Annotated in this window: 22 protein-coding genes and 3 tRNA genes; 10 read left to right on the plus strand and 15 right to left on the minus strand. The window is 58.2% G+C overall.

Features of this window, described 5'->3' with window-relative positions; translation table 11 throughout:
- Positions 1-18: 18 nt before the first annotated feature.
- Positions 19-1,758, minus strand: a complete 1,740-nt coding sequence (locus tag ASD46_RS18355; RefSeq protein WP_025593978.1) for a sensor domain-containing diguanylate cyclase — start codon at positions 1,756-1,758, stop codon at positions 19-21.
- 207 nt (positions 1,759-1,965) lie between these two features.
- Between ASD46_RS18355 and ASD46_RS18360 the strand changes: the two genes are divergently transcribed.
- Positions 1,966-2,041 (plus strand) — tRNA-Thr (locus tag ASD46_RS18360).
- A gap of 55 nt (positions 2,042-2,096) precedes the next feature.
- Here ASD46_RS18360 and ASD46_RS18365 read toward each other — a convergent pair.
- Positions 2,097-2,450, minus strand: a complete 354-nt coding sequence (locus ASD46_RS18365) for a nuclear transport factor 2 family protein (protein WP_025593977.1) — start codon at positions 2,448-2,450, stop codon at positions 2,097-2,099.
- Positions 2,451-2,767: 317 nt separating this feature from the next.
- On the opposite strand from ASD46_RS18365, the gene ASD46_RS18375 reads away from it, so the two are divergent.
- On the plus strand, positions 2,768-3,370 hold the full coding sequence (locus ASD46_RS18375; protein WP_003513049.1) for a J domain-containing protein: 603 nt from the start codon (positions 2,768-2,770) through the stop codon (positions 3,368-3,370).
- Between the two features lie 19 nt (positions 3,371-3,389).
- On the opposite strand, the gene ASD46_RS18380 is transcribed toward ASD46_RS18375, so the two are convergent.
- Positions 3,390-4,001, minus strand: coding sequence for a DUF922 domain-containing Zn-dependent protease (locus tag ASD46_RS18380; RefSeq protein ID WP_025593975.1), 612 nt, complete (start codon positions 3,999-4,001; stop codon positions 3,390-3,392).
- 157 nt (positions 4,002-4,158) lie between these two features.
- On the minus strand, positions 4,159-4,614 hold the full coding sequence (locus ASD46_RS18385; protein WP_003513045.1) for a PRC-barrel domain-containing protein: 456 nt from the start codon (positions 4,612-4,614) through the stop codon (positions 4,159-4,161).
- Positions 4,615-4,754: 140 nt separating this feature from the next.
- Between ASD46_RS18385 and ASD46_RS18390 the strand changes: the two genes are divergently transcribed.
- Positions 4,755-5,189: a DUF1801 domain-containing protein gene (locus ASD46_RS18390; RefSeq protein ID WP_025593973.1), complete on the plus strand. Its 435-nt coding sequence runs from the start codon at positions 4,755-4,757 to the stop codon at positions 5,187-5,189.
- Between the two features lie 12 nt (positions 5,190-5,201).
- Here the strand turns inward: ASD46_RS18390 and ASD46_RS18395 are convergent, their stop codons facing one another.
- Both ASD46_RS18395 and uvrB read right to left on the minus strand, forming a co-directional pair.
- Complete coding sequence (locus ASD46_RS18395; protein ID WP_025593971.1) at positions 5,202-6,170, minus strand: alpha/beta hydrolase; 969 nt, start codon at positions 6,168-6,170, stop codon at positions 5,202-5,204.
- A 31-nt stretch (positions 6,171-6,201) separates the two neighbouring features.
- Positions 6,202-9,183 (minus strand): excinuclease ABC subunit UvrB, encoded by a 2,982-nt coding sequence (gene uvrB / locus ASD46_RS18400; protein WP_003513042.1) that lies wholly within the window; start codon positions 9,181-9,183, stop codon positions 6,202-6,204.
- A gap of 241 nt (positions 9,184-9,424) precedes the next feature.
- Between uvrB and ASD46_RS18405 the strand changes: the two genes are divergently transcribed.
- Positions 9,425-9,778: a DMT family protein gene (locus ASD46_RS18405; protein WP_003513041.1), complete on the plus strand. Its 354-nt coding sequence runs from the start codon at positions 9,425-9,427 to the stop codon at positions 9,776-9,778.
- Between the two features lie 61 nt (positions 9,779-9,839).
- Here ASD46_RS18405 and ASD46_RS18410 read toward each other — a convergent pair whose 3' ends face one another.
- Entirely contained in the window at positions 9,840-10,223 is a 384-nt protein-coding gene (locus ASD46_RS18410) for a winged helix-turn-helix transcriptional regulator (RefSeq protein ID WP_003513040.1), read from the minus strand.
- A gap of 154 nt (positions 10,224-10,377) precedes the next feature.
- Here ASD46_RS18410 and ASD46_RS18415 point away from each other — a divergent pair, with 154 nt between their 5' ends.
- Positions 10,378-10,989: an NAD(P)-dependent oxidoreductase gene (locus ASD46_RS18415; RefSeq protein WP_013636447.1), complete on the plus strand. Its 612-nt coding sequence runs from the start codon at positions 10,378-10,380 to the stop codon at positions 10,987-10,989.
- Between the two features lie 12 nt (positions 10,990-11,001).
- Positions 11,002-11,478, plus strand: a complete 477-nt coding sequence (locus ASD46_RS18420) for a nuclear transport factor 2 family protein (RefSeq protein WP_003513038.1) — start codon at positions 11,002-11,004, stop codon at positions 11,476-11,478.
- A gap of 176 nt (positions 11,479-11,654) precedes the next feature.
- Here ASD46_RS18420 and ASD46_RS18425 read toward each other — a convergent pair whose 3' ends face one another.
- From ASD46_RS18425 to rlmB, 5 genes are all read right to left on the minus strand, one after another.
- Positions 11,655-13,019, minus strand: coding sequence for a PepSY-associated TM helix domain-containing protein (locus tag ASD46_RS18425; protein ID WP_025593969.1), 1,365 nt, complete (start codon positions 13,017-13,019; stop codon positions 11,655-11,657).
- Between the two features lie 48 nt (positions 13,020-13,067).
- Positions 13,068-13,484, minus strand: coding sequence for a DUF2946 family protein (locus tag ASD46_RS18430; protein ID WP_025593968.1), 417 nt, complete (start codon positions 13,482-13,484; stop codon positions 13,068-13,070).
- 99 nt (positions 13,485-13,583) lie between these two features.
- The gene (locus ASD46_RS18435) at positions 13,584-14,177 is read right to left on the minus strand and encodes a hypothetical protein (RefSeq protein ID WP_025593967.1); all 594 of its coding nucleotides are present in this window, start codon (positions 14,175-14,177) and stop codon (positions 13,584-13,586) included.
- Between the two features lie 6 nt (positions 14,178-14,183).
- A complete protein-coding gene (locus tag ASD46_RS18440; protein ID WP_003513034.1) occupies positions 14,184-14,576 on the minus strand; it encodes an acyl-CoA thioesterase in 393 nt (130 codons plus the stop codon).
- 76 nt (positions 14,577-14,652) lie between these two features.
- Entirely contained in the window at positions 14,653-15,540 is an 888-nt protein-coding gene (gene rlmB, locus ASD46_RS18445) for a 23S rRNA (guanosine(2251)-2'-O)-methyltransferase RlmB (RefSeq protein ID WP_003513033.1), read from the minus strand.
- A gap of 209 nt (positions 15,541-15,749) precedes the next feature.
- On the opposite strand from rlmB, the gene ASD46_RS18450 reads away from it, so the two are divergent.
- A tRNA-Tyr gene (locus tag ASD46_RS18450) sits at positions 15,750-15,834 on the plus strand.
- Positions 15,835-15,860: 26 nt separating this feature from the next.
- Positions 15,861-15,934: transfer RNA gene (locus tag ASD46_RS18455), tRNA-Gly, on the plus strand.
- A 70-nt stretch (positions 15,935-16,004) separates the two neighbouring features.
- Here the strand turns inward: ASD46_RS18455 and ASD46_RS18460 are convergent.
- Positions 16,005-16,199, minus strand: coding sequence for a hypothetical protein (locus ASD46_RS18460; RefSeq protein ID WP_013636443.1), 195 nt, complete (start codon positions 16,197-16,199; stop codon positions 16,005-16,007).
- 119 nt (positions 16,200-16,318) lie between these two features.
- Complete coding sequence (locus ASD46_RS18465; protein WP_029658786.1) at positions 16,319-16,645, minus strand: BA14K family protein; 327 nt, start codon at positions 16,643-16,645, stop codon at positions 16,319-16,321.
- Between the two features lie 324 nt (positions 16,646-16,969).
- On the opposite strand from ASD46_RS18465, the gene ASD46_RS18470 reads away from it, so the two are divergent.
- Positions 16,970-17,419 (plus strand): hypothetical protein, encoded by a 450-nt coding sequence (locus ASD46_RS18470; RefSeq protein WP_003513030.1) that lies wholly within the window; start codon positions 16,970-16,972, stop codon positions 17,417-17,419.
- A gap of 1,054 nt (positions 17,420-18,473) precedes the next feature.
- Here ASD46_RS18470 and ASD46_RS18480 read toward each other — a convergent pair.
- Positions 18,474-19,106, minus strand: coding sequence for a TerC family protein (locus ASD46_RS18480; RefSeq protein ID WP_003513029.1), 633 nt, complete (start codon positions 19,104-19,106; stop codon positions 18,474-18,476).
- A 432-nt stretch (positions 19,107-19,538) separates the two neighbouring features.
- Between ASD46_RS18480 and tuf the strand changes: the two genes are divergently transcribed.
- A complete protein-coding gene (gene tuf / locus ASD46_RS18485) occupies positions 19,539-20,813 on the plus strand; it encodes an elongation factor Tu (protein WP_156390070.1) in 1,275 nt (424 codons plus the stop codon).
- The last annotated feature ends 1 nt before the right edge of the window (position 20,814 follow it).

Genomic DNA, 20,814 nt, shown 5'->3' on the forward strand with positions numbered 1-20,814 from the left:
CCTGCTGCTCCGGGCCGCCTAGCCGTTGGCGACCTTGGGGAAATAGGTCGCCCACACCCGGTTGCGGCCCGCACGCTTGGCCTCATAAAGCCGGTCGTCGGCAATTGCGATCAGCTCGTCCCAGCTGTTGATCGCCCGTGCCTCCTGCCAGACCACGCCGAAACTTGCCGTCAGTGACAGCCCGCTTTGTTCATCAATGACCTGGGCTTCAATCAACCGGCGCAGGCGGTCGGCGGTGGCGGTCGCCGTCGCGTGGCTGACATCCTGCAACACGACCACGAATTCCTCGCCGCCATAGCGCGCCAGAATATCGTTTTTACGGAGGGCGGCTCTTAAAAGAGTCGCTGTCTTCTGTAGCGCGAGGTCGCCCATGGCATGGCCATAGCGGTCGTTGATGGATTTGAAGTGGTCGATGTCGACAATCATCACGCCAAGCGCCTGCAACTGCTCCTCGCCGCTCAATATGGCACGAACGGTCTTTTCCAGCGCACGGCGATTGGACACACCGGTCAAGGCATCTGTTTCTGAAAGCGTGCGTAATTGTTCGGCCAGCGCGGACTGCTGCTTTTCCATTTCTTCCTTCTGGCGAAGCTGCTCGCGCAGGAAATCCAGTTCCTCGAACATTTTCTTCACTTCCGGAGCAGCCTTGTCCTGATACACGGCTCCTGAAAGATCGCCAGCGGCGATTGCGGCGATCTGCGTCTGGACGGATTGCATGGGGCGGAACAGTGCCGTTCTGTAAACCGATGCAAGCCGCAGCAATACCAGAACCGCGATGAGAGCGAGGAGGAGAGACGTTCCACCATAGATCAACGCCTGTTCCTTGTTCCTTTCTATCCTTGCCCGTGTTTCGGCGAGAATAAGGTCGCGCAATGTGCTCGAGGAACGCATGCCCTTGATGTAGTTTTCGGAGAATTCGCGAACGCTTGGCTGCGCGGACGGCACCACCATCGCAATCGTATTCTGCGCATAGGGAAGTGCCTGGCCGAAATAGAAGATTTCAATATCGCGAAACGCTGCATCGACGCGTGGTGTGGACAGGTAAGCGGCGGTGTAGTTCGTCAGCGACGATTTCAGCAGTGTGAGGCTCTGTATTTCCGTGTCGAATTTGGCGCGGAGGCTCAGCTTGTCCTGCCTGTTCGCCCGCAGGCTCATAACCACGTAGGAACCGAGGCGACCGATTCGGTCCCGCATCACTCCGGCAGTGCCGGTCATGGCGATGTCGATCGCTACATTGGGCGTTACCTTGATGATCGCGCGGGCAGTCTTGCCACGCAGCATGTTGACGCTGTCCGCCGCCTTGAACATCGCAAAAATTGCGTTGGACATTGCCGTGTAGCTGCGCGCGGATTCCGGAAGTGCAGCAACCTGATCGACCGCTTCTCGGGATTGCGCCAGTTTTCGGCGTGTATCGACCAGCGATTTTGCCAATTCTGGCTGCGCCCGGATTTCCGCGGCAAAAGAGTTTTCGAGTTCCACCAGCTTGTCGTCCGTCGCCTTGCGCGCTGCGGCAAGCTCCTGGACCAGTTTTGCATCAGGGGAAGACGCGCCCATCAAATTATTGGCAGGACCACGCTCGGCCGATACCAGCCATGCGGACTGGAGGGCTGTTTCGAAGCGGCTGAGTTGCTGCGCATTGGTCCGGTAGCGTAAGTAACTGGAAACGCTCGGCAGGGCGGCAAGGGTTGCCAACAAGATGGAACTTACCGCTATGACGATCGTACCGGTTAGTTGGATTTTCTGTATGCTTGCGCGCATGCGATGCGTTATTCCCGGTGGGATGGTTATGAATTATCGCCATTTTAGCTACATCGCGTAAATACTTCGCTTATTTTGCAGGCCTTTTGCCGCGACCTGCTGATTGAAACCCACAGGTACGGTGTGGAAAAGAGGTCTCCCAACGGCGCGCAATCAATTTTTGCTTTACACGAAGTGAGAATCTGATAGTTGGCAAGGCACTGGATTGCCCTTGTAGCTCAGTTGGTAGAGCACCTGATTTGTAATCAGGGGGTCACGAGTTCGAACCTTGTCGGGGGCACCAGTATTTTCAATGGCTTGGCCATTTCCCCTCTATTATTCCTGCATTCGCACAACGCCTATGGCTTGATGTGATATAGCTTGTGCACGATTGCCCAGTTGCCATCGCGCTCCAGCAAGGACAGGTATTCGCTAAAATCCATGCCGTCGAAACGGGTCGTCAGCTTCACGGACGCGCTGTCGCCTTCCTTGTCGATGCCGAGGATTTCGAAGACGGGGTCGTGATCGGGCAGGCCGCGTTCGCTTTTCCGTATCTGCTCGGCGAAGTCCTCCAGTGAAAGCCATTCCGTTTCACCCTGAAACGTCCCGACGATGCTGGCGCGCGGATCGAAAACATCACGCATCAGGCCCTCATCCGCATAGGCCATGGCGTGCACATAATCCGTCACTGTCTGGGTAATGGTTTGCGGCATCGGATCGTCCCTCCCTTCAGATCCAAAAGTCAAGCTTACACCCGTTGGAGCCGTTCCACCATAAGCACCGTAAAACCTGCGGGTTGCACGGTTTTCCGCATGGGTAGGCAGCTTGGCCCGGCATGTTTTGCCATGACTTTCCACAATTTTGTCCCGCCCGTGATTATAGTCGCCATGGGTCCGACAAATTTGAGGATCAAGGGCTTTTGCGCCGGCGCGGGGGTGCCGCGCGGGCGGAATTCGCTTATGATCTGTGCGCGAGCCGCACGGGGGTGGCGTATGGCATGCGGTAACATTTTGCGTTTGAAGGTGTTTTAGTGATCGATCCCTATGTTTTGCTTGGCGTGGAGCGTGATGCCGACGAGGCGGCGATCAAGTCCGCTTACCGGAAGGTGGCGAAAGCCGCCCATCCCGACAGCGGGGGCGATACCGACCAATTCGCACGCCTGCAAACCGCTTACGAGCTTTTGAAGGATCCGGTGCGCCGCAAGGTGTTCGACGATACCGGTTACGATCCGCAGCTTGCCGATGCCAAGGACCTCAAAGGCCTGCTGATGCTGGAAACTCTGGTCAACGAATTCATTCTGGACGAGCGTGAGCCAGGCAGCTTCGACCCAGTGGCCGCCATGCGCCGCAAGCTGACCGACGATATCCTGAAAAGCCGCTTTCACATTCTGGAACTGGAGCGTCACCGCACGCGGGTGCGCAAACATATGGACCGGCTTGGCAGAAAGCCGGAGACCGATGTTTTGAGTTCCATGTTGCGTGCGCGCAGCCAGTCCATCGCCGAAGCCATCCGCAATGCGGAAGCGCAGATAGAGGCGATCGAGCAGGCCTATACGATGCTGGAAGGCTATTCCTACGAGCTGGAGAGCATATCGCTCTCCGAACCGCTGCTGAAAGGTGAGGCGGCGGAATAGCCGTTTCTTCTTGGGGTTCTCAGGGACCGTTGACGAGCGCCAGAATGAGCTGATGCACGCGGCCGCCGGGCGAAAGCTCGTCCCGGTCGAAATCGCGTCCGCGTTGGCGCTGCTCGTTGGATAGCTCACCAAGCCGCTGTTGAAGGACAACGCGCACTTTCTGGCATTTCGGATCGTTTTCCGCTCTCAGACCGGTGCTGAATGCCTCGATCTTCTGCACCATGTCGAGAATGTGCTCGCCATGAACGCGTTCATGGGTTTCCACACCGAAAATGAAGGTTTTCCAGCTGGCGGCGACCGCGGGCGGCAATCTGGCCGGCGCTTTCGGCCAGGTATAGATGATTATGAGATTGGGCTTGGCGGTGGCCAGTACGCAGGCACCGTCCGGTTGCGGACGATAATCGCGCCGCCATGTCAGCTTGAAGGTGGTGTGTGCGATGGCCTGCACACCGGCGGTCGGGCCGCGCTCGCCTATGGACTGGTAAAGCGCTCCACCCTTATCACCGCTGATCGCATAGGTTTTTATCTGCTCGGCTGGTTTCCAGCCGGCTGACTGTGCTGATAGCGGAAGGGTGCTCAGCAATATCGTCATAGTGCTGATGGTGAGGGAAGAGAGAGTTTTGGCGGGCACGCATCGATCCTTGGTGTCTTGCGCGCCGAAGATAGGCGAGAGCTGGGCTGCTAGGCAAGCGCCGTGAGAGAGGGATTGTCGGATACTGCGCCGAAATTCCACACACGAAAAACCCCCGCGACGGATCGCGGGGGTCAAGCTTGCGACTGCAGGGGAATCAGTCGTCCAGCTTGTCGTAGTCGAGCTTCGGTGCGTTCTGCAGCGCTTCCTTGGTGGTATCGACATAGGCCTTCCAGGTGCCGTTGTCGTTGTGGACTGCAACCGAGGCCGGGTCGAGCACCACATAGCTCTTGTCGATGCCGAGGAAACCGCCGACGCTGGCAACGAGGCCGATCACCGATTTGCCATCGCCGATGACGACATCCTCGATTTCGCCGATGTTTTCGTTCTGGGCGTTATAGATATCCAGACCGTCGAGCTGGGAGGCGGTGAGGTCGGTTTTCTGGACATTGACGAACTTCAGCGGGCCGTTAGCCTTGGTGCCCATGGTGATGCCGGGACCGGACAAAGTCGCATCGGCGCCAACAGCAGGCGCAGTCGCAGCCGTCTGGGCAAAAGCCACGGAAGAGGAGAGGGCTGCTGCGGCAGCGAGAGCGATGACGTTGATTTTCATGATTTTTCTTCCCTTTGTATGCTGAACGTTTCGTTCGGGGAAGAAACGGTGAAGGCCGGATTTGGTTCCGCGTGGGAGCGCAGGAAATTTTGGTTTATGCTGGTAGCGGGAGCACTGGCACGCCAAATCGGGAGGACGTTATGGCAAAAAACACTGACAGCAAGGAAGCGGAGGAGAATGCACCCTCGGTTCTCATCGATCGAAAGATTGCGGAGCTTGGCGACTGGCGTGGCGAAACGCTTGCTCGCATCCGGGCGCTGATCAGGAAGGCCGATCCGGATGTGACGGAGGAGGTTAAATGGCGCGGCGTGCCCGTCTGGGAACATGCCGGTATCATCTGCACCGGCGAAACCTACAAGACAGCCGTGAAGATGACGTTTGCGAAGGGCGCATCGCTTGAAGACCCGGCCGGCCTGTTCAATTCGAGCCTTGAGGGCAATACGCGACGCGCCATCGACTTTCACGAGAGAGATGAGATCGACGAGGAGGCACTGGTGGCGCTGATCCGCGCGGCGGTGGCGTTAAATGTGGCGGGGAAGGCTGGAAAGAAACGCACGGGGAATAAGGCTGGGTAATCGAGTAGGCAGTCAATCTTTCGCAACGTCCGTTGCCTTGTCCCATTCCCCATCGATGAACTTCAGCGCGTCGATAATTGACACTTTCCACACCGACCAGACATGATCACCGTCGGTCACTCGTAATTCGGATTTGCGATTGTCGGCCTGAAGCGTTTCGTGCAGGGCGATGGCGCCGCGCCAGAGGAAGAAGCCGTCGTCGTCGCCAACTGTCAGATAGGTGGCGGGCAATTCTTGGCTTTCGGCGACGTGCTGTGCAACAAGGGTGAAGACGTTCTTCTCATTGAAGAGTCTCGCATCGAAGGGCGTGCCGAAGGCGCCGGAGAAGTGATCGCCGGTGGAGGGCAGCACGATGCCGCTGGTGACGGTAGTGCGGTCGACGCGGTGGAAGAAGGCGCTGTCCTGAATGAGCTTGAGTTCCGCGGGCGTTTTGTCGAGATCGGAGGCGGGCACGTTCTGCCAGATCGCGCCGGACAGACTGGCGACTGCGCCATAGAGGTCTTCGTGGCCATAAGCCAGATGCAATGCGCCGAAACCGCCCATGGACAGCCCGGCGATGGCACGCCCTTCGCGATCTTTTCGCACCGGCAGCGTTTTTTCCACTTGATGGCGCAGATCGCCCGTCAGGGCCGTCTCGTAATCGCCGGGACCACCGACAGCGGCCGAATCCACGTACCAACTGTTTTTAACGCCTGGCATTACGACAACCAGCGGGCGGATGGCGCCAGCCGCAATCAGCGTGTCCAGCGTCTTTTCGATATTGCCGAGATCCCGCCAGCTGTTCTGGTCACCATCATGGCCGTGCAGGAGATAAAGCACCGGCCAGCCGTTTTCCGGCGGCGTGCCATCCGGTCGGTAGATGTTGACGGGCAGCGGTGCGTTCAGGGCGGCGCTGTGGAAGGTGGCGTCCTCAATCTGCCCGGCAAGGACTGGGCTTGAGAAAAAGACGAGGCATAAGGCCGCCAGATTTTTTCGATGCATGCGGTGTCTATCCAGATTGCGCCGTTGCGCGTCAGCGACCGGGACGGCCGGTCTTCCCCTTCGTCCGGCTTTTGCGCTTCTGTTCGCCGGCATCCTCATAGGAACCCGCTCCGATCTTGCCGCGCACGAGGGGGCGAGGATCGTCCTTGGTTCGCTCAGGCTGGCCTTCCATGAGCGGTGAGAAACGTTTGCCGGTTTCCGTCTCGGGTTTGCCGGGAACTTCGCCACGCACCGGCTTCTCGGTGCGGCCAACGGTCATCTCGTCCAGCGTGTTCCTGCGGAACAGCGGCTTACCCGTGTCCGAGCCGGGACCCATTTCGTCCAGCGAAGGTTTGGCGAAGAGAGATTTTCCACTTTCGTTTGCGGAAGCGGCACCGTCCTCTGTCACGCCCGATATGTCTCCTGCAAGAGGGGAGATCGACCCGTTGCGGGCGCTCGTTTCTTTTTTCTTGCTTCTGCCGCCACCCTCAAGCGATTTCGCCTCTTCCTTCGCCATCGGGTCGTCCATGACGGCGAGTTCGGTGGCCTTGAGGCGCTTGATTTCGTCACGCAGGCGGGCGGCTTTTTCGAAGTCCAGATCGGCTGCGGCATCGCGCATGGATTTTTCCAGCGCGTTGAGATGGGACTGCAGATTGTTGCCGACCAGATGGCCGCCATCGGCGAAGCCTTTGCCGGAAACGCCTGAAATATCGGCCCTTACGTGATCACGCTCATAAACTGAATCAAGAATATCGGAGATCTTCGCCTTGACCGATTCCGGCGTGATGCCGTGTTCGGCGTTATAGGCCATCTGCTTTTCGCGGCGGCGGGAGGTTTCCTCCATCGCCCGCTTCATCGAGCCAGTGATATTGTCGGCATAGAGGATTACCTTGCCGTCGACGTTACGGGCGGCGCGGCCGATGGTCTGGATCAGCGAAGTTTCCGAACGCAGGAAGCCTTCCTTGTCGGCATCGAGGATCGCGACGAAACCGCATTCGGGAATATCGAGGCCTTCGCGCAGAAGGTTGATACCGACAAGCACGTCGAACGCACCAAGGCGCAGGTCGCGGATGATCTCGATGCGTTCCAGCGTGTCGATATCCGAGTGCATGTAACGCACGCGAACGCCCTGTTCGTGCAGATATTCGGTCAGGTCTTCAGCCATGCGCTTGGTCAGCACGGTGCAGAGCGTGCGGTAACCCTTAGCGGCGGTCTCGCGAATTTCGCCGAGAACATCGTCCACCTGGCTGCGGGCGGAGCGCACCTCGACCGGTGGATCGATGAGTCCTGTCGGGCGGATGACCTGTTCGGCGAAGACGCCGCCGGCCTGTTCCATTTCCCACGAGCCGGGGGTGGCCGAAACCGCGACCGTCAGCGGCCGCATCGCATCCCATTCCTCAAAGCGCAACGGGCGGTTATCCATGCAGGAGGGAAGGCGGAAGCCATATTCGGCCAGCGTCGCCTTGCGCCTGAAGTCGCCGCGATACATGCCACCGATCTGGCTAACCGAGACGTGGCTTTCGTCAATAAAAAGCAGCGCATTATCAGGGATATATTCAAACAGCGTCGGCGGCGGCTCACCGGGATTGCGGCCCGTGAGATAACGCGAATAGTTTTCGATACCGGCGCAGGAGCCGGTCGCCTCCAGCATTTCGATGTCGTAACGTGTGCGCTGTTCCAGCCGCTGGGCTTCCAGCAGGCGTCCCGCCTTTTCCAGCTCGGCGAGGCGGACCCTCAGCTCTTCCTTGATCGACTTGATCGCGCCGTTCAGCGTCGGGCGCGGGGTGACATAGTGCGAATTGGCGTAGATCTTGACGGATTGCAGATCGCCGGTTTTCTGGCCGGTCAGCGGGTCGAATTCGGTAATGGAATCGATTTCGTCGCCGAACATCGAGATGCGCCAGGCGGCATCCTCAAGGTGGGCAGGGAAGATTTCGATGGTATCGCCGCGCACGCGGAAGGAGCCGCGCTGGAAATCCATGTCGCGGCGCTTGTATTGCTGGGCCACAAGGTCGGCCAGAAGCTGGCGCTGGTCCAGCCGGTCGCCCACCTGCATCTGGAAGGTCATGGCTGTATAGGTTTCCACCGAGCCGATACCATAGATGCAGGAGACCGAAGCGACGATGATGCAGTCGTCGCGTTCCAGCAGCGAGCGGGTGGCGGAGTGGCGCATCCGGTCGATCTGTTCGTTGATCGAGGATTCCTTCTCGATGAAGGTGTCGGAGCGCGGCACATAGGCTTCCGGCTGATAATAATCGTAATATGAGACGAAGTACTCTACCGCATTGTCGGGGAAGAAGTTCTTGAACTCGGAATAGAGCTGCGCGGCCAGCGTCTTGTTGGGCGCAAGGATGACGGCCGGGCGCTGGGTTGCCTCGATCACCTTGGCCATGGTGAAGGTTTTGCCGGAGCCGGTGACGCCGAGCAGGACTTGGCTGCGCTCGCCGGAATTGATGCCTTCCACGAGATCGGCAATCGCCGTCGGCTGGTCGCCTGCCGGTTGATACTCCGAGTCCATGCGGATTGTAACGCCGCCTTCGGATTTCGGCGGACGGGCCGGCCGGTGCGGCGTCCACATCTTGCCGTCCTTGAACAGCGGATTGCCGCTCTCGATAAGCGCCGATAGTGCCTCGACGGTGGCGGTGACGGCACCCGGTGCGAGATTGGCCGCCTCCTCCAGGGAAACGTCCATGCCAGCCACTGGATTGAGACCGGCGGCGGCGCGGGTTTTTGGATCGCTCGACGCGCCGATGGAAACGCCGCGCGCTGTCTTGGAAGCCGTGGTGTTTTTAGCCGTTTTGTTGGCCGCTTTTTCCGCTTCCTTGCGCGCTTCGATCTCGATCTTCTTGCGGTGCTTGCCAGCTTTCGAGGCGACTTCGCGCTGGGTTTCCACCGAGCCGGCTTCGGCTTCCGCCTCGAGCTGCTTTACCCAATCGGCAACGCTGCCGCTGAGCGGCGCGCCTTCGAACGACGATTGCGGAGCTTCCTCGAAGCCGGAATTCGAGGGTTTGGAATTTTTGGGTGATCTGGCCATGCGCGAAATATGGAGGGAGTCACGCGCAAAGGGAAGGGGAGGCCAAGAAAAAATGAGTACAAAAAGGAAACGAAGCGCGGGGAACAAAATTTGGCCGGATACGTTGCATAGCGGCCGAATACGCTTTGATAGAATCCGGTTCCGTTTCATACGGCGGTAAGTTAAAGCAAAGACAAAAATGACGGTTGCGTTTTCAAACTGCCTTTCGTGACATCCCTCCCTTCTTCATTCAGGAACAATCATGCCGTTCTCGATCAGCCCTGCCCACATCTGGCCTGTCCTGATGCTCATCGTCTCCAATGTTTTCATGACTTTCGCCTGGTATGGGCATCTCAAGCACAAGGGCAGCGCACTCTTCCTTGCGATTGTCGCAAGCTGGGGCATCGCTTTCTTCGAATACATGCTCGCAGTCCCCGCGAACCGCATGGGATCGGAGGTCTATTCGACCGCGCAGCTCAAGACCATTCAGGAAGTTATCACGCTTGCGGTCTTTGCGCTGTTCTCGGTCTTCTGGCTGAAGGAAAGCATCACGATCAACCACGTGATCGGTTTTGCGCTCATCGCTTTCGGCGCTTCCTTCATCTTCCGCTCCTGATCGCCACAGGGCCTTTCTATTGCCGTGGCGGACAGGTTTCGCCACGGCACGAGGAACGGTGTTACGATCCCGTTCCACCATTGGCATAGTCCAACCGTGCCGTACAAATGCGGACGTGGTTCTCGTCCGCCCACTGCACCAGCAATTGCATCGGCACCAGAAACGAACGGCCGAGATTGGTCAGTTCGTATTCCACGCGCGGCGGCACCTGCGCATAGAGCGTGCGGCGAATGAAACCGTCTTCCTCCAGCCGTTTCAGCGTGCGTGACAACATCTGCTTGGAAATATCGTCGATCTTGCGGTTCAGTTCGTTGAAACGCAGCACCCCGCCCTGAAGCGCTTCCAGAACCAGCAGGCTCCATTGATCGCCGATGCGATCCAGCACGTCGCGGATGGGGCAGGGCTGGTCGAAGGCGAAGATTTCCTTGGTTTGCGTATCCGGCATTTTCCCTGCTCTTTCCATTTTCGTGCCCTTTCAGGTCATCGCCGTGTGACCTGATCAGCGTCGGCTGACTTCTTGCAGCCGGGGCTGCGATATCATAGCTTCCCCTAGCGGTCTATTATCTAGACCTACAACGATGCCTATAAAGGAAAAAGCCATGGCTAAAATCGCGCTCATCGGAGCCTCCGGCAATGCCGGATCCCGTATTCTGAAGGAACTTTCCGACCGGGGGCACCAGGTGACGGCGATCGCCCGCAATCCTGAAAAGATCGCCAGCCTGCCGAACGTAGTGGCAAAAAAGGGCGATGTCTTCGATCAGGCAGGGCTTTCGGAACTGCTTAAGGGTCACGATGCCGTGATCAGCGCCGTGCACTTCACTGCGAGCGATCCGGTGACGCTGATCGAGGCCGTCCGTGCCTCGGGCGTTTCCCGTTATCTCGTCGTGGGTGGCGCCGGCAGCCTTGAAATTGCGCCGGGCCAGCGCGTGGTTGACCTGCCGGACTTCCCGGCCGCCTACAAGGCCGAGGCGACCAAGGGAGCGGAGTTTCTGGACCGTCTGAAAGGGGAAAAGCAGCTCGACTGGACTTTCCTGTCGCCGTCGGCCGAATTTGTGCCGGGGGAAAGAACGGGCAAATTCCGTATCGGCAAGGACAGCCTTTTGAGCAACGAAGCTGGTAGCCGCATTTCCTTTGAAGACTACGCCATCGCGCTTGTCGATGAAATCGAAAAGCCGCAGCATTCCCGCCAGCGTTTCACCGTCGGTTACTGAGAGGTCTCATCCATGAATTTCATGACACGTCGTCTTGCCATCGCTGCTCTTGCCCTCGCGCCCGCGCTGATGGCTGCGCCCGTTCTGGCGGAAACCGCCAAGCGCGATCTGGTTCAAGAAGAAGCCAACCGCAAGCTGGTGATCGATTTTTACGACACCGTCTTCAACAAGCACGAGGTGGCGAAGGGCGCTGCCGTCATCGTCGACAGCTACAAACAGCACAATCCGATGGTGCCTGATGGCAAGAAGCCATTCGTCGACTATTTCACCGGCTTCTTCAAGGAAAACCCGCAGGCGAAATCCCGGATCGTGCGCAGCGCCACGGATGGCGATCTGGTTTATCTGCACATCCATTCCACCGATAAAGAGGGTGCTCGCGGAGCCGCCATCGTCGATATTTTCAGGGTCACCGACGGCAAGATCACCGAACATTGGGACGTGATCCAGCCGGTTCCGGAAAAGGCTGCAAACAAGAATACGATGTTCTAGAGCATTTCCAGTAAAAGTGCGTAGCGGTTTTACGTCTGGAAAATTCGTAGAAACAAACAGTTAGAGCACGTCAAACGATTCTGTTTAAACAGGACGTGCTCTAAGGCCGAGCTTCTGCCAACCGCCCGGAATTCAGAAGGACACGGCCGGGGGATATCTTCCGGCCGTGTTTTTTGTCAGGCAGCGCGTTGCTTTTCGCGGGACTGCACGATCAGATCCAGAACAAGCATCACCAGCAGGCTTGCGCCAACCAGCGGGAACAGGATGCCACCGATGGCGAGCAGCGCCAGCAGGCCGCGCAAGACGCGTTTATCCTGCGGCAATGGTGGCACGCCGAGCGAACCTCTGGGGCGTCGTTTCCACCACATGATGCCGGCGGAAACGGCAAGCAGGACGATGCCGACACAGGCTGCCAGCAACACGATCTGGTTGGCGAGGCCGAATTGCTGGCCCATATGCACGTTGATCCCCCATTCCAGCGCCTTTCCAAGCGGACCGTAGTCGGCATAGCTCATGTCGATCAGCGGTTTGCCGCTATATTGATCGAGATGGACGACGCGCTGCTTTGAAAGGTCGTCGGGATAGACGGAGCCGCTATAGACGCCTGTCGATCTGGTCGGCAGCACGACGGTATAACCAGTGGCAAGACCGAGCCCGTCGAAACGCGCGATGGCTGCATCTATGCCGATTGGTTGCCCGGTGGCGGATGCGGTGGATTCCGGTACTTTCGCCTGCTCCAGCGACCAGCTGGTCTTGGCCATGTGATCGAGATGCTCGCCGGACATTGGAACATCGGTCCGCACGCCTGCCGGATATCCGAAATTGCTGCCGTTTGCCCATTCGTTGACCTTGGCGCCCCACACGCCCGACCAGGGCATTCCGGTGACTGCTAGAAATACGATGAAAAAGCCGACGAAAATGCCGGTGACGGCATGGGTATCGCGCCAGAAGACGCGTTTTTTCGGCGTGCCGCGCACGGTCAAGACACCGCCGCTCTGCTTCCTAGGCCACCACAGATAGATGCCGGTGGCGACGAGCAGGATGGACCAGCCGGCGGCGATCTCGATCAGATAGCGGGTATAGGTGCCGAAATATTTCAGGCTGTGGATGTAGCGGATCGTCCACATGATGGTGCCGCGATCTGGCAGTGAACCGGCAACCTGCCCGGTATAGGTGTTGACGTAGACGGCGCGTTTCCCCTCGGCCGTACTGACGGTAATTTCCGTCGAGGCACCCGGATCGCCTGGCGTGGTGTATTTCACAGCAGTGCCGGGAACTGCCGCAACGGCTGCGGCGAGAATATCGGAGGGGAGTGCTTTCGGCACGTTCTGCGCCACTTCGATGCGCTTCAGGTCCGAATGAATGAGATTGTCGAATTCGTCCCGGAACAGATAGAGCGCACCGGTGACGGCCAGCGATATCAGAAAGGGCAGTACAAAAAGGCCAGCGTAGAAGTGCCAGCGCCATACGGCGCGGTACAGGTTGACGGACGAGGATTGCGCAGGCGCGCGCTCGCCCTCGAAAGAGGTCGTAACGGACATGGATGTCTCCGCAGAAAAGTTGATTTTCCGGCAGGGCCGGATCGCTCTTTACATTTGCAGAGAGGGAGGCGGTGCGCGTGGGCGCGATTCCAGATTGGGTGGCGGCGGCGGCAATACCGTGTCGCGGTCGAGAAAGTCGACTTCGACGACCCGGACGATCCCGTCCGCAGGCTCCACGGGAGTAACGGGAAGAGCGGCGATGGTAGCGGAGGCCAGACGGCAGAGCGTGGCGCAGCAATTGTCGGCGAGCTTGCCCGCAGGGTTGGAGGCCGGGTTCGGTTTTCCCGAACCGCCTTCGGGCATGTGGCTGGAACAGATGATCTCACCGGTCGCCAGCGCGGCTGAGGCCATACTGCCGCTGGTCAGGCCATTCACGAGCCCTTGCAGGAGAAAAAGCAGGACCGCCAGCGTGGCGATGGCGCCAGCCGAACTTCTGTCCTGCATTATCCTGCGAATGAATCCCATTGCAGCGAAATGCCATATTTATCGGGCCGTGTCACCGCGACACGATGGCGAAAGACGAGGCCTGTTTTCAATTATCACCCGGCGTCGGGATGGGAATGTTCAGGCCAGCAGGTCGTAGGTCCGGAATATCCAGACTACCTGATAAATCAGGGCGAAAATGATGAGAAACTTGTGAAAGCGTCGGTTGCCGATGAAAGCCGCCAGTGTGAACAGAACAACGTAAATAGCTGTGCGGATGAGATATTCAGCGCCCAGCGAGGAGAGGTAGTCCTGTCCCTTCAGCAGCGTATCGCCGATATCCGTGACGAAAAGTGCGGCTAGAAACGCAAAGAACCAGCTTTTACGGGAAAAGAAATAGTCCTCGTATCCCTTGTATTCCTTCATGTCTGAGGGGAACAGCAACACGCACAGGAAATAGAACAGCGAGCAGAACAAGATCAGGAACAGGAACGCGCCGAAGCCGAGGACGTGGCTGGTGGCGGAAAGCCGGTGTTCCCACCACCAGAAATGCACGAGCATCAGAAACAGGAACGCCACCCAGCCGATATGCAGGGGATAGATGCGCTCCTTCTTGGGATGCTGCACGAAACCGGCAAGGCCGGTCAGCAAGCGGGCGAGGCTGAGGCCGACCACCATGCCCATGACGGCGCGGATATGCGCATAGGCTTCCGCGGCGTTGACGGCGGCCTCCATCGCACCCTACTCCGTCGGAGGGATGGGCGTCGGCTGCCCGTTTTCGTCCATCGCCACCATGATAAAGGTTCCGGCGGTGACTTTTTCCAGCTTGTCGTAACGGGAGCGCTGCGCCCAGGCCTCGACCGTCAGCGTGATGGAGGTGCGGCCGAGCCGGGCGATATCGGTGTAGATGGACAGCGTGTCGCCGATCTTCACCGGCAACTCGAAAGCCATTTCCTTGACCGCCGCAGTGACCACGCGACAGCGGGACCGCTCCGCCGCGCGGATGCCGCTGGCCAAGTCCATCTGGGACATGACCCAGCCGCCGAAAATATCACCGGCCGGATTGGCGTCGGCCGGCATTGCGAGCGTCCGCAGCGTCAGCTCGCCGGTCGGTTTGATGGGCAGGTCGGTCATGTCGAGATTTGCTCCTTGCGAATGTCAAAGGCGCAGCATGCGTTGCGCTTTGTGATTTCGCAAGGAAGGGTAAGCGTCAGGACGACGCTTTGCCCAGAAATTGCTGCGTTGCATAAAGGGCGATGGCTGCCGCATTCGATACGTTGAGCGATTTGATCTCGCCCGGCATATCGAGACGGGCGAGCGCCGAAACGGTTTCGCGGGTCTTCTGGCGCAGACCCTTGCCTTCGGCTCCCAGCACCAGGGCGATCTTTGCGCCGGTGAAGGTTTGCTCGATGGGGGCGGGGCCTTCCGAATCCAGACCGACCGAGAAGAAGCCAAGCTTGTGCAGCTCGCCCAATGTATCGGCAAGGTTGGTGATCTGGATATAGGGAATGAGTTCCAGTGCGCCGGACGCAGACTTCGCAAGCACGCCTGACTCCGTCGGGCTATGGCGAATGGTGGTGATGACGGCGCCGGCGTTGAAGGCGACCGCCGAGCGCATGATGGCGCCGACATTGTGCGGGTCGGTAACCTGATCGAGCACGAGGATCAACGGGCTTTTCTTCAGCGCGTCGAGTTTCTTGACCGGAAGCGGCCTGGTTTCCAGCATCACGCCTTGATGGATCGCCTCGGGGCCGAGCACCTTGTCGATATCCTGCGGCGAGACAATCTCTACCGGGAAGGGCTGCGCATCCGCTTCGCCGATATCCAGACGCGCAAAGGCATTCAGGGTAACCGACAGCTTGATGAGTTGCCGTTCGGGATTGGAAAGCGCCGCACGCACGGTATGCAGGCCGTAAAGATGGACCTGATCCGGCGCAAGCTGCGGCGGCTTCCAGTCTTCCGCGCCACGATTCCGGCGCTTCGGCTGCTGCGGGGTCGGAATTTCGCCCCTCTCGCGTTTGGCATCGCGCACGGCACGGCGCAGGGTGGCGTAGTGCGTGTCGCGGGTGGATTTGTCGTTTGGATCGTCTTTGCTCATGGCGCCTTATATCTCCGGGACGCGACGCACACCAGCCCCCGCGATAATCCACAGGCCTGCAAAGAGGTTTGAATTTTTTCCCGAAAATTCGTGAAACGGCGTGTTGACAGAAGCGAACGAGGCCGTCATATACGCGCCACAGACGACGCAACGGCGCTTCGCCGGAGAGAAATCTGAAGAGCTTGGTTGCTCGATCCTAGCAGATAGCTGGAGGGATGCCCGAGTGGTTAAAGGGGACGGACTGTAAATCCGTTGGCTACGCCTACGTTGGTTCAAATCCAACTCCCTCCACCATTCTGCGCAGGATCAAAATCACCACCGCGGGTATAGCTCAATGGTAGAGCAGCAGCCTTCCAAGCTGAATACGCGGGTTCGATTCCCGCTACCCGCTCCAAAACTTCTTAATAAGATCGATAATCTTTGCCCCGCGCCGATGTGCAGCCTCCAATCAGCGCTGGCTGTTTTCAGCTCGCCTCCAAGGCCGACTGAATCCGCATTTTCTCTGCGTCGAGCTCGCTTAACCTCACCATATGCGCCGTAATTTTCTCAAAGATCGAGGTGCGATCCGCTGTCGACAGGCGTTCAGTGTGGCGCAGGGCAGTAATGACCTCGATCAGATCAAGTCGCTCTTGCTCAAGTTTTTCAAGATTCCACATCATCGCGTTTCCTCGCTGGCACGCGCTTCAAACGGCCAACCCGGATAAAGGTTCAGGTCAATAGAATTTAAAGTAAATTTTATCTTATTGGCTGGGACGCGGTGCGCTGGGGCACGGCTGAATCAATCCGGTGAACGACATTGCGTCCGTATGCCGGCGGCTGCCATATAGCTGTTGTCGGTTGGATGGTATGATGCGTAACGCGCTGCACACCATTTTACGTGGTTTATTTCCGATTGTGAGAGGGCGTAACCATTGGATGACGCCTCTTCACCCTTGCCCGCGGCAAAGGCGGATGCGGGATAGCCGCGACCGTCGGAATTCTGCGCCTGCTCCTGCTGTTCGTAGGCCGGCTGTATGAGGCTCAGCGCACTGGCGGGCACGGTAAAAGCGGTAGATATTGCGACGCCAAGAGCGAGCGCGGAGATAGTCTTCGGCATCCTCAACATCGATAAATCCTCGTTATTCGTTCGAGATGCTAACGAAAATTAAGGAATTTCGTTCCGACGCAGGGTTGACGTCACACGAATACGTGATTCGTTGTGCGGTGCTTGCCGTCGTTCGCGTGGCAAGGCGGCGATGCCCCCGGCGGCGGGCTGATTGTGGATATCGATGGTCACTGTGTGATGCCGTCCTCACCGCGAAAACGCCACGCCCGATGAGCACATTTTGCTCCCCGCCAATTCGACTTTCAGTGCTTGTTGCACTGCTCGTTGACAAGCGGAAAGTCCGGTCGGATAGTCTGCCGGCAATCATGCACACGGGAGTCTTCGATGATCAACAGGGTTGTAATTCTCTCATCCTTAGCGCTGCTCGCATCGGCGGCGTTTGTCTCCCCCGCAGCGGCGCTCACCATGAAAGAGTGCAGCGTGAAATACCAGGCGGCGAAAGCCGACGGGTCGGCGAAGGACGTCAAGTGGAACGACTATCGCGCCAAGTTCTGCGGTAGCGATGCTGCTGCCGAAAGCGCTGCCGACGACAAGCAAGTTGCGGCTACCACCGACAAAGAACCCGAAAAGGCGACGATAAAGGCTCCGAAGAGCGTCGTATTTCCGAGTGCTGTCGATAAGAAATATTCAAGCGAGACTCCTGGCAAGGCCCGCCTGAAGACCTGCGTCGATTCTTATCGTAAGAACAAGGATGACGGCACGCTCGGCGATCTCAAGTGGATTCAGAAGGGTGGCGGTTACTGGAGCCTGTGCAATACGGCTTTGAAGAGCTGACGCGCTTTTTGGGGCGGCGGCTGATCGCCGTTGCCCCAGCAATGACGCGCCATCAGACTTCATACCGAAGGACTTAATTTGTCGATTCGGTTGACCGGAGCGTGTCTGAGCCACGTCCAGAACGACGTGCGGTTTTTCCTGTGCCCTGCAAATCCTGCGGCGAGCGTGGCCCAGCGTTTTCACGCTTACCGGCGGCTTGATATTCACATGGTCAGGCAACCCCGGTTTCGGGCGGGTAAAATCTGCGAATGGTTTGCGATTCAGCATCTTGATAGAAAGAGTTGATCTTGCGGCTTGATCCGCATCCAGCAATCAAACGGTTACGGCTGTCCCGTGGCGGCTGGCCGGCAATGTGGGCGGATGACCAGACGATTTCGAAACTACCTCGCCGTACTCGCCATATCACTACTGATGTGGATGTTGGTGCTTGGCGTCATTTATTGGCTGTTTCGATAGGTCTTGCCGCAGCTTCAGAGCCGAAATGAACCCGCTTGAATGCATATGTTTGGCGGCATAACCACGACATGCCTTCGCGGCTGATATTCGGCAAATCTTGCCAACAAAGAATGGACGTTGCCCCCGAAGGAGCGGCGGCAGGGCGGTTTTGGGAAACCTTGCCATGCCGCCGGTCAGCGTTGAATTGCGCGCAGCGCGTTCAGCCTAGAACGAGCGCTGTTAAGAGCGCCAGCAGGATTAGTGAGCTTGCAACAGCGCCCAGCTTCATCCTGCGAAGGCGGCGGGTGCGACCGCCGGTCCAGTCATAAGCCATCGGCAGCTTTACCTTTCTTTTTATTTTTATGACTTATTAACTAGCTCACTAGGCTTGCCCGTGGCTGACCTCAATTGCCAAAATCCATAGGCAAAAAATCACGATTTCCCTGTCTTATCCGAATGTTGCAGCGGATGCGGAGACCGATTCCCCTGTGCGCCGATTTCACCTGCGCGTGCGCTTGCAATGCTGTGCAGGCAAGGGTGCATTTGTGTGGGTATGAAAAGAAAAGGCCCGGAAACTCTCGTTTCCAGGCCTTTCGGGACGAATATGTGACTGCCAGTCTCAGCCGAAATAAGGCTTGATGTAGGGCAGGACTTCGATCACGCCGTGATACAGCATGTTGAGCGCCACATAGATGATGACCATCAGGCCAAGATACGAAATCCAGCGGTAGCGGTGCAGCAACTTGGCGACGAAATTGGCGGCCAGTCCCATGAGGGCGATCGAGACGACGAGACCGATGATCAGCACCGTGACATGGTCCTGCGCGGCACCGGCGACGGCAAGCACGTTGTCCAGCGACATGGACACATCGGCGATGACGATCTGGGTTGCGGCCTGAAAGAAGGTCTTGTGACCTTTGGTCAGGTCAGCCTCTTCGTCCGTCACCTCGTCTTCGATGGAGCCTGCGGCTTCGCGCAGTTCGGACCACATCTTCCAGCACACCCAGGCAAGCAGAAGCCCGCCGAATAGTTGCAGCCCGACAATGGAGAGAAGCTGCACGGTGACGGCGGCAAAGCCGATGCGCAATACGGTGGCGGCGATGATGCCGACCAGGATCGCCTTGCGGCGAAGATGGGCGGGAAGACCGGCGGCGGCAAGGCCGATGACGATGGCATTGTCGCCTGCGAGAACGAGATCGATCGCAATGACTTGCATGAATGCCGTGAAGCCGGCGGCTGTGAAGATTTCCATTGAGCGGTCCTGAAACGGATGTAATTTCGCGCCGGAGAGCGCGGCTGATCAATATGTGGCATAGAGGTTTTGCGCCTGGGCGCATCGTCCCGCTCGCCCGTCTCCCCCCGGAGATGAAATTTCCTTAAGCCATGATGAGGGTCCAGGTAAAGAAGTTGTGATAAAGAAAAAGCTTATTTAACGATCCGATTGTGCGAAGAGGGGTGCAGGCAGGGTCCCGTCCGTGCGTCCCGTCTGGCCGTCGCGTGGGAAGGCTGAGCCAGCTTTGAATATCGCGCGGAACGCACCATATATGCACCTTGAGGCGCGCCTTAGGCGTGCGCGACCGTGCTTTGACAATTAAGTCTTGCGCATTCGCTTACAAAGCCTTAAACGGCGACACCAAACCGGTTCGCCGGGAAAACTACTTCACGTTCACAGGAAGCAATTCACATGGCAAAGAGCAAGTTTGAGCGCAATAAGCCGCACGTCAACATTGGCACGATCGGTCACGTCGACCACGGCAAGACGTCGTTGACTGCTGCGATCACAATGGCAAAGAGCAAGTTTGAGCGCAATAAGCCGCACGTCAACATTGGCACGATCGGTCACGTCGACCACGGCAAGACGTCGTTGACTGCTGCGATCACGAAGTATTTCGGCGAGTTCAAGGCGTACGACCAGATCGACGCTGCTCCTGAAGAAAAGGCTCGCGGCATCACGATCTCGACGGCGCACGTCGAATACGAAACGCCGAACCGTCACTACGCACACGTCGACTGCCCCGGCCACGCCGACTACGTGAAGAACATGATCACCGGTGCTGCCCAGATGGACGGCGCGATCCTGGTTTGCTCTGCAGCTGACGGCCCGATGCCGCAGACGCGCGAGCACATCCTGCTTGCTCGCCAGGTTGGCGTTCCGGCGATCGTCGTGTTCCTCAACAAGGTTGACCAGGTTGACGACGCCGAGCTTCTCGAGCTCGTCGAACTGGAAGTTCGCGAACTTCTGTCGTCCTACGACTTTCCGGGCGACGATATCCCGATCGTCAAGGGTTCGGCACTTGCTGCTCTTGAAGATTCGGACAAGAAGATCGGTGAAGACGCAATCCGCGAGCTGATGGCTGCTGTTGACGCCTACATCCCGACGCCTGAGCGTCCGATCGACCAGCCGTTCCTGATGCCGATCGAAGACGTGTTCTCGATCTCGGGCCGTGGTACGGTTGTGACGGGTCGCGTTGAGCGCGGTATCGTCAAGGTTGGTGAAGAAGTCGAAATCGTCGGCATTCGTCCGACGTCGAAGACGACGGTTACCGGCGTTGAAATGTTCCGCAAGCTGCTCGACCAGGGCCAGGCTGGCGACAACATCGGTGCTCTCGTTCGCGGCGTTACCCGTGACGGCGTTGAGCGTGGTCAGATCCTGTGCAAGCCGGGTTCGGTCAAGCCGCACAAGAAGTTCATGGCAGAAGCCTACATCCTGACGAAGGAAGAAGGCGGCCGTCATACGCCGTTCTTCACGAACTACCGTCCGCAGTTCTACTTCCGTACGACTGACGTTACCGGTATCGTTTCGCTTCCAGAAGGCACGGAAATGGTTATGCCTGGCGACAACGTCACTGTTGAAGTCGAGCTGATCGTTCCGATCGCGATGGAAGAAAAGCTGCGCTTCGCTATCCGCGAAGGCGGCCGTACCGTCGGCGCCGGCATCGTCGCTTCTATCGTCGAGTAAT

Source organism: Rhizobium sp. Root491, from assembly GCF_001427205.1.
Taxonomy (GTDB): Bacteria; Pseudomonadota; Alphaproteobacteria; order Rhizobiales; family Rhizobiaceae; genus Agrobacterium; species Agrobacterium tumefaciens.

What these genes read in the sequence shown, in the direction of transcription:
- ASD46_RS18385 (WP_003513045.1), bottom strand. Translation starts at nt 4,614, where the DNA reads ATGAAAATCAACGTCATCGCTCTCGCTGCCGCAGCAGCCCTCTCCTCT.
- ASD46_RS18365 (WP_025593977.1), bottom strand. Translation starts at nt 2,450, where the DNA reads ATGCCGCAAACCATTACCCAGACAGTGACGGATTATGTGCACGCCATG.
- ASD46_RS18355 (WP_025593978.1), bottom strand. Translation starts at nt 1,758, where the DNA reads ATGCGCGCAAGCATACAGAAAATCCAACTAACCGGTACGATCGTCATA.
- ASD46_RS18460 (WP_013636443.1), bottom strand. Translation starts at nt 16,199, where the DNA reads ATGATGTGGAATCTTGAAAAACTTGAGCAAGAGCGACTTGATCTGATC.
- ASD46_RS18435 (WP_025593967.1), bottom strand. Translation starts at nt 14,177, where the DNA reads ATGGAGGCCGCCGTCAACGCCGCGGAAGCCTATGCGCATATCCGCGCC.
- ASD46_RS18480 (WP_003513029.1), bottom strand. Translation starts at nt 19,106, where the DNA reads ATGGAAATCTTCACAGCCGCCGGCTTCACGGCATTCATGCAAGTCATT.
- ASD46_RS18415 (WP_013636447.1), top strand. Translation starts at nt 10,378, where the DNA reads ATGGCTAAAATCGCGCTCATCGGAGCCTCCGGCAATGCCGGATCCCGT.
- ASD46_RS18470 (WP_003513030.1), top strand. Translation starts at nt 16,970, where the DNA reads ATGATCAACAGGGTTGTAATTCTCTCATCCTTAGCGCTGCTCGCATCG.
- uvrB (WP_003513042.1), bottom strand. Translation starts at nt 9,183, where the DNA reads ATGGCCAGATCACCCAAAAATTCCAAACCCTCGAATTCCGGCTTCGAG.
- ASD46_RS18425 (WP_025593969.1), bottom strand. Translation starts at nt 13,019, where the DNA reads ATGTCCGTTACGACCTCTTTCGAGGGCGAGCGCGCGCCTGCGCAATCC.
- ASD46_RS18395 (WP_025593971.1), bottom strand. Translation starts at nt 6,170, where the DNA reads ATGCATCGAAAAAATCTGGCGGCCTTATGCCTCGTCTTTTTCTCAAGC.
- ASD46_RS18405 (WP_003513041.1), top strand. Translation starts at nt 9,425, where the DNA reads ATGCCGTTCTCGATCAGCCCTGCCCACATCTGGCCTGTCCTGATGCTC.
- ASD46_RS18430 (WP_025593968.1), bottom strand. Translation starts at nt 13,484, where the DNA reads ATGGGATTCATTCGCAGGATAATGCAGGACAGAAGTTCGGCTGGCGCC.
- ASD46_RS18410 (WP_003513040.1), bottom strand. Translation starts at nt 10,223, where the DNA reads ATGCCGGATACGCAAACCAAGGAAATCTTCGCCTTCGACCAGCCCTGC.
- tuf (WP_156390070.1), top strand. Translation starts at nt 19,539, where the DNA reads ATGGCAAAGAGCAAGTTTGAGCGCAATAAGCCGCACGTCAACATTGGC.
- ASD46_RS18465 (WP_029658786.1), bottom strand. Translation starts at nt 16,645, where the DNA reads ATGTTGAGGATGCCGAAGACTATCTCCGCGCTCGCTCTTGGCGTCGCA.
- ASD46_RS18440 (WP_003513034.1), bottom strand. Translation starts at nt 14,576, where the DNA reads ATGACCGACCTGCCCATCAAACCGACCGGCGAGCTGACGCTGCGGACG.
- ASD46_RS18420 (WP_003513038.1), top strand. Translation starts at nt 11,002, where the DNA reads ATGAATTTCATGACACGTCGTCTTGCCATCGCTGCTCTTGCCCTCGCG.
- rlmB (WP_003513033.1), bottom strand. Translation starts at nt 15,540, where the DNA reads ATGAGCAAAGACGATCCAAACGACAAATCCACCCGCGACACGCACTAC.
- ASD46_RS18390 (WP_025593973.1), top strand. Translation starts at nt 4,755, where the DNA reads ATGGCAAAAAACACTGACAGCAAGGAAGCGGAGGAGAATGCACCCTCG.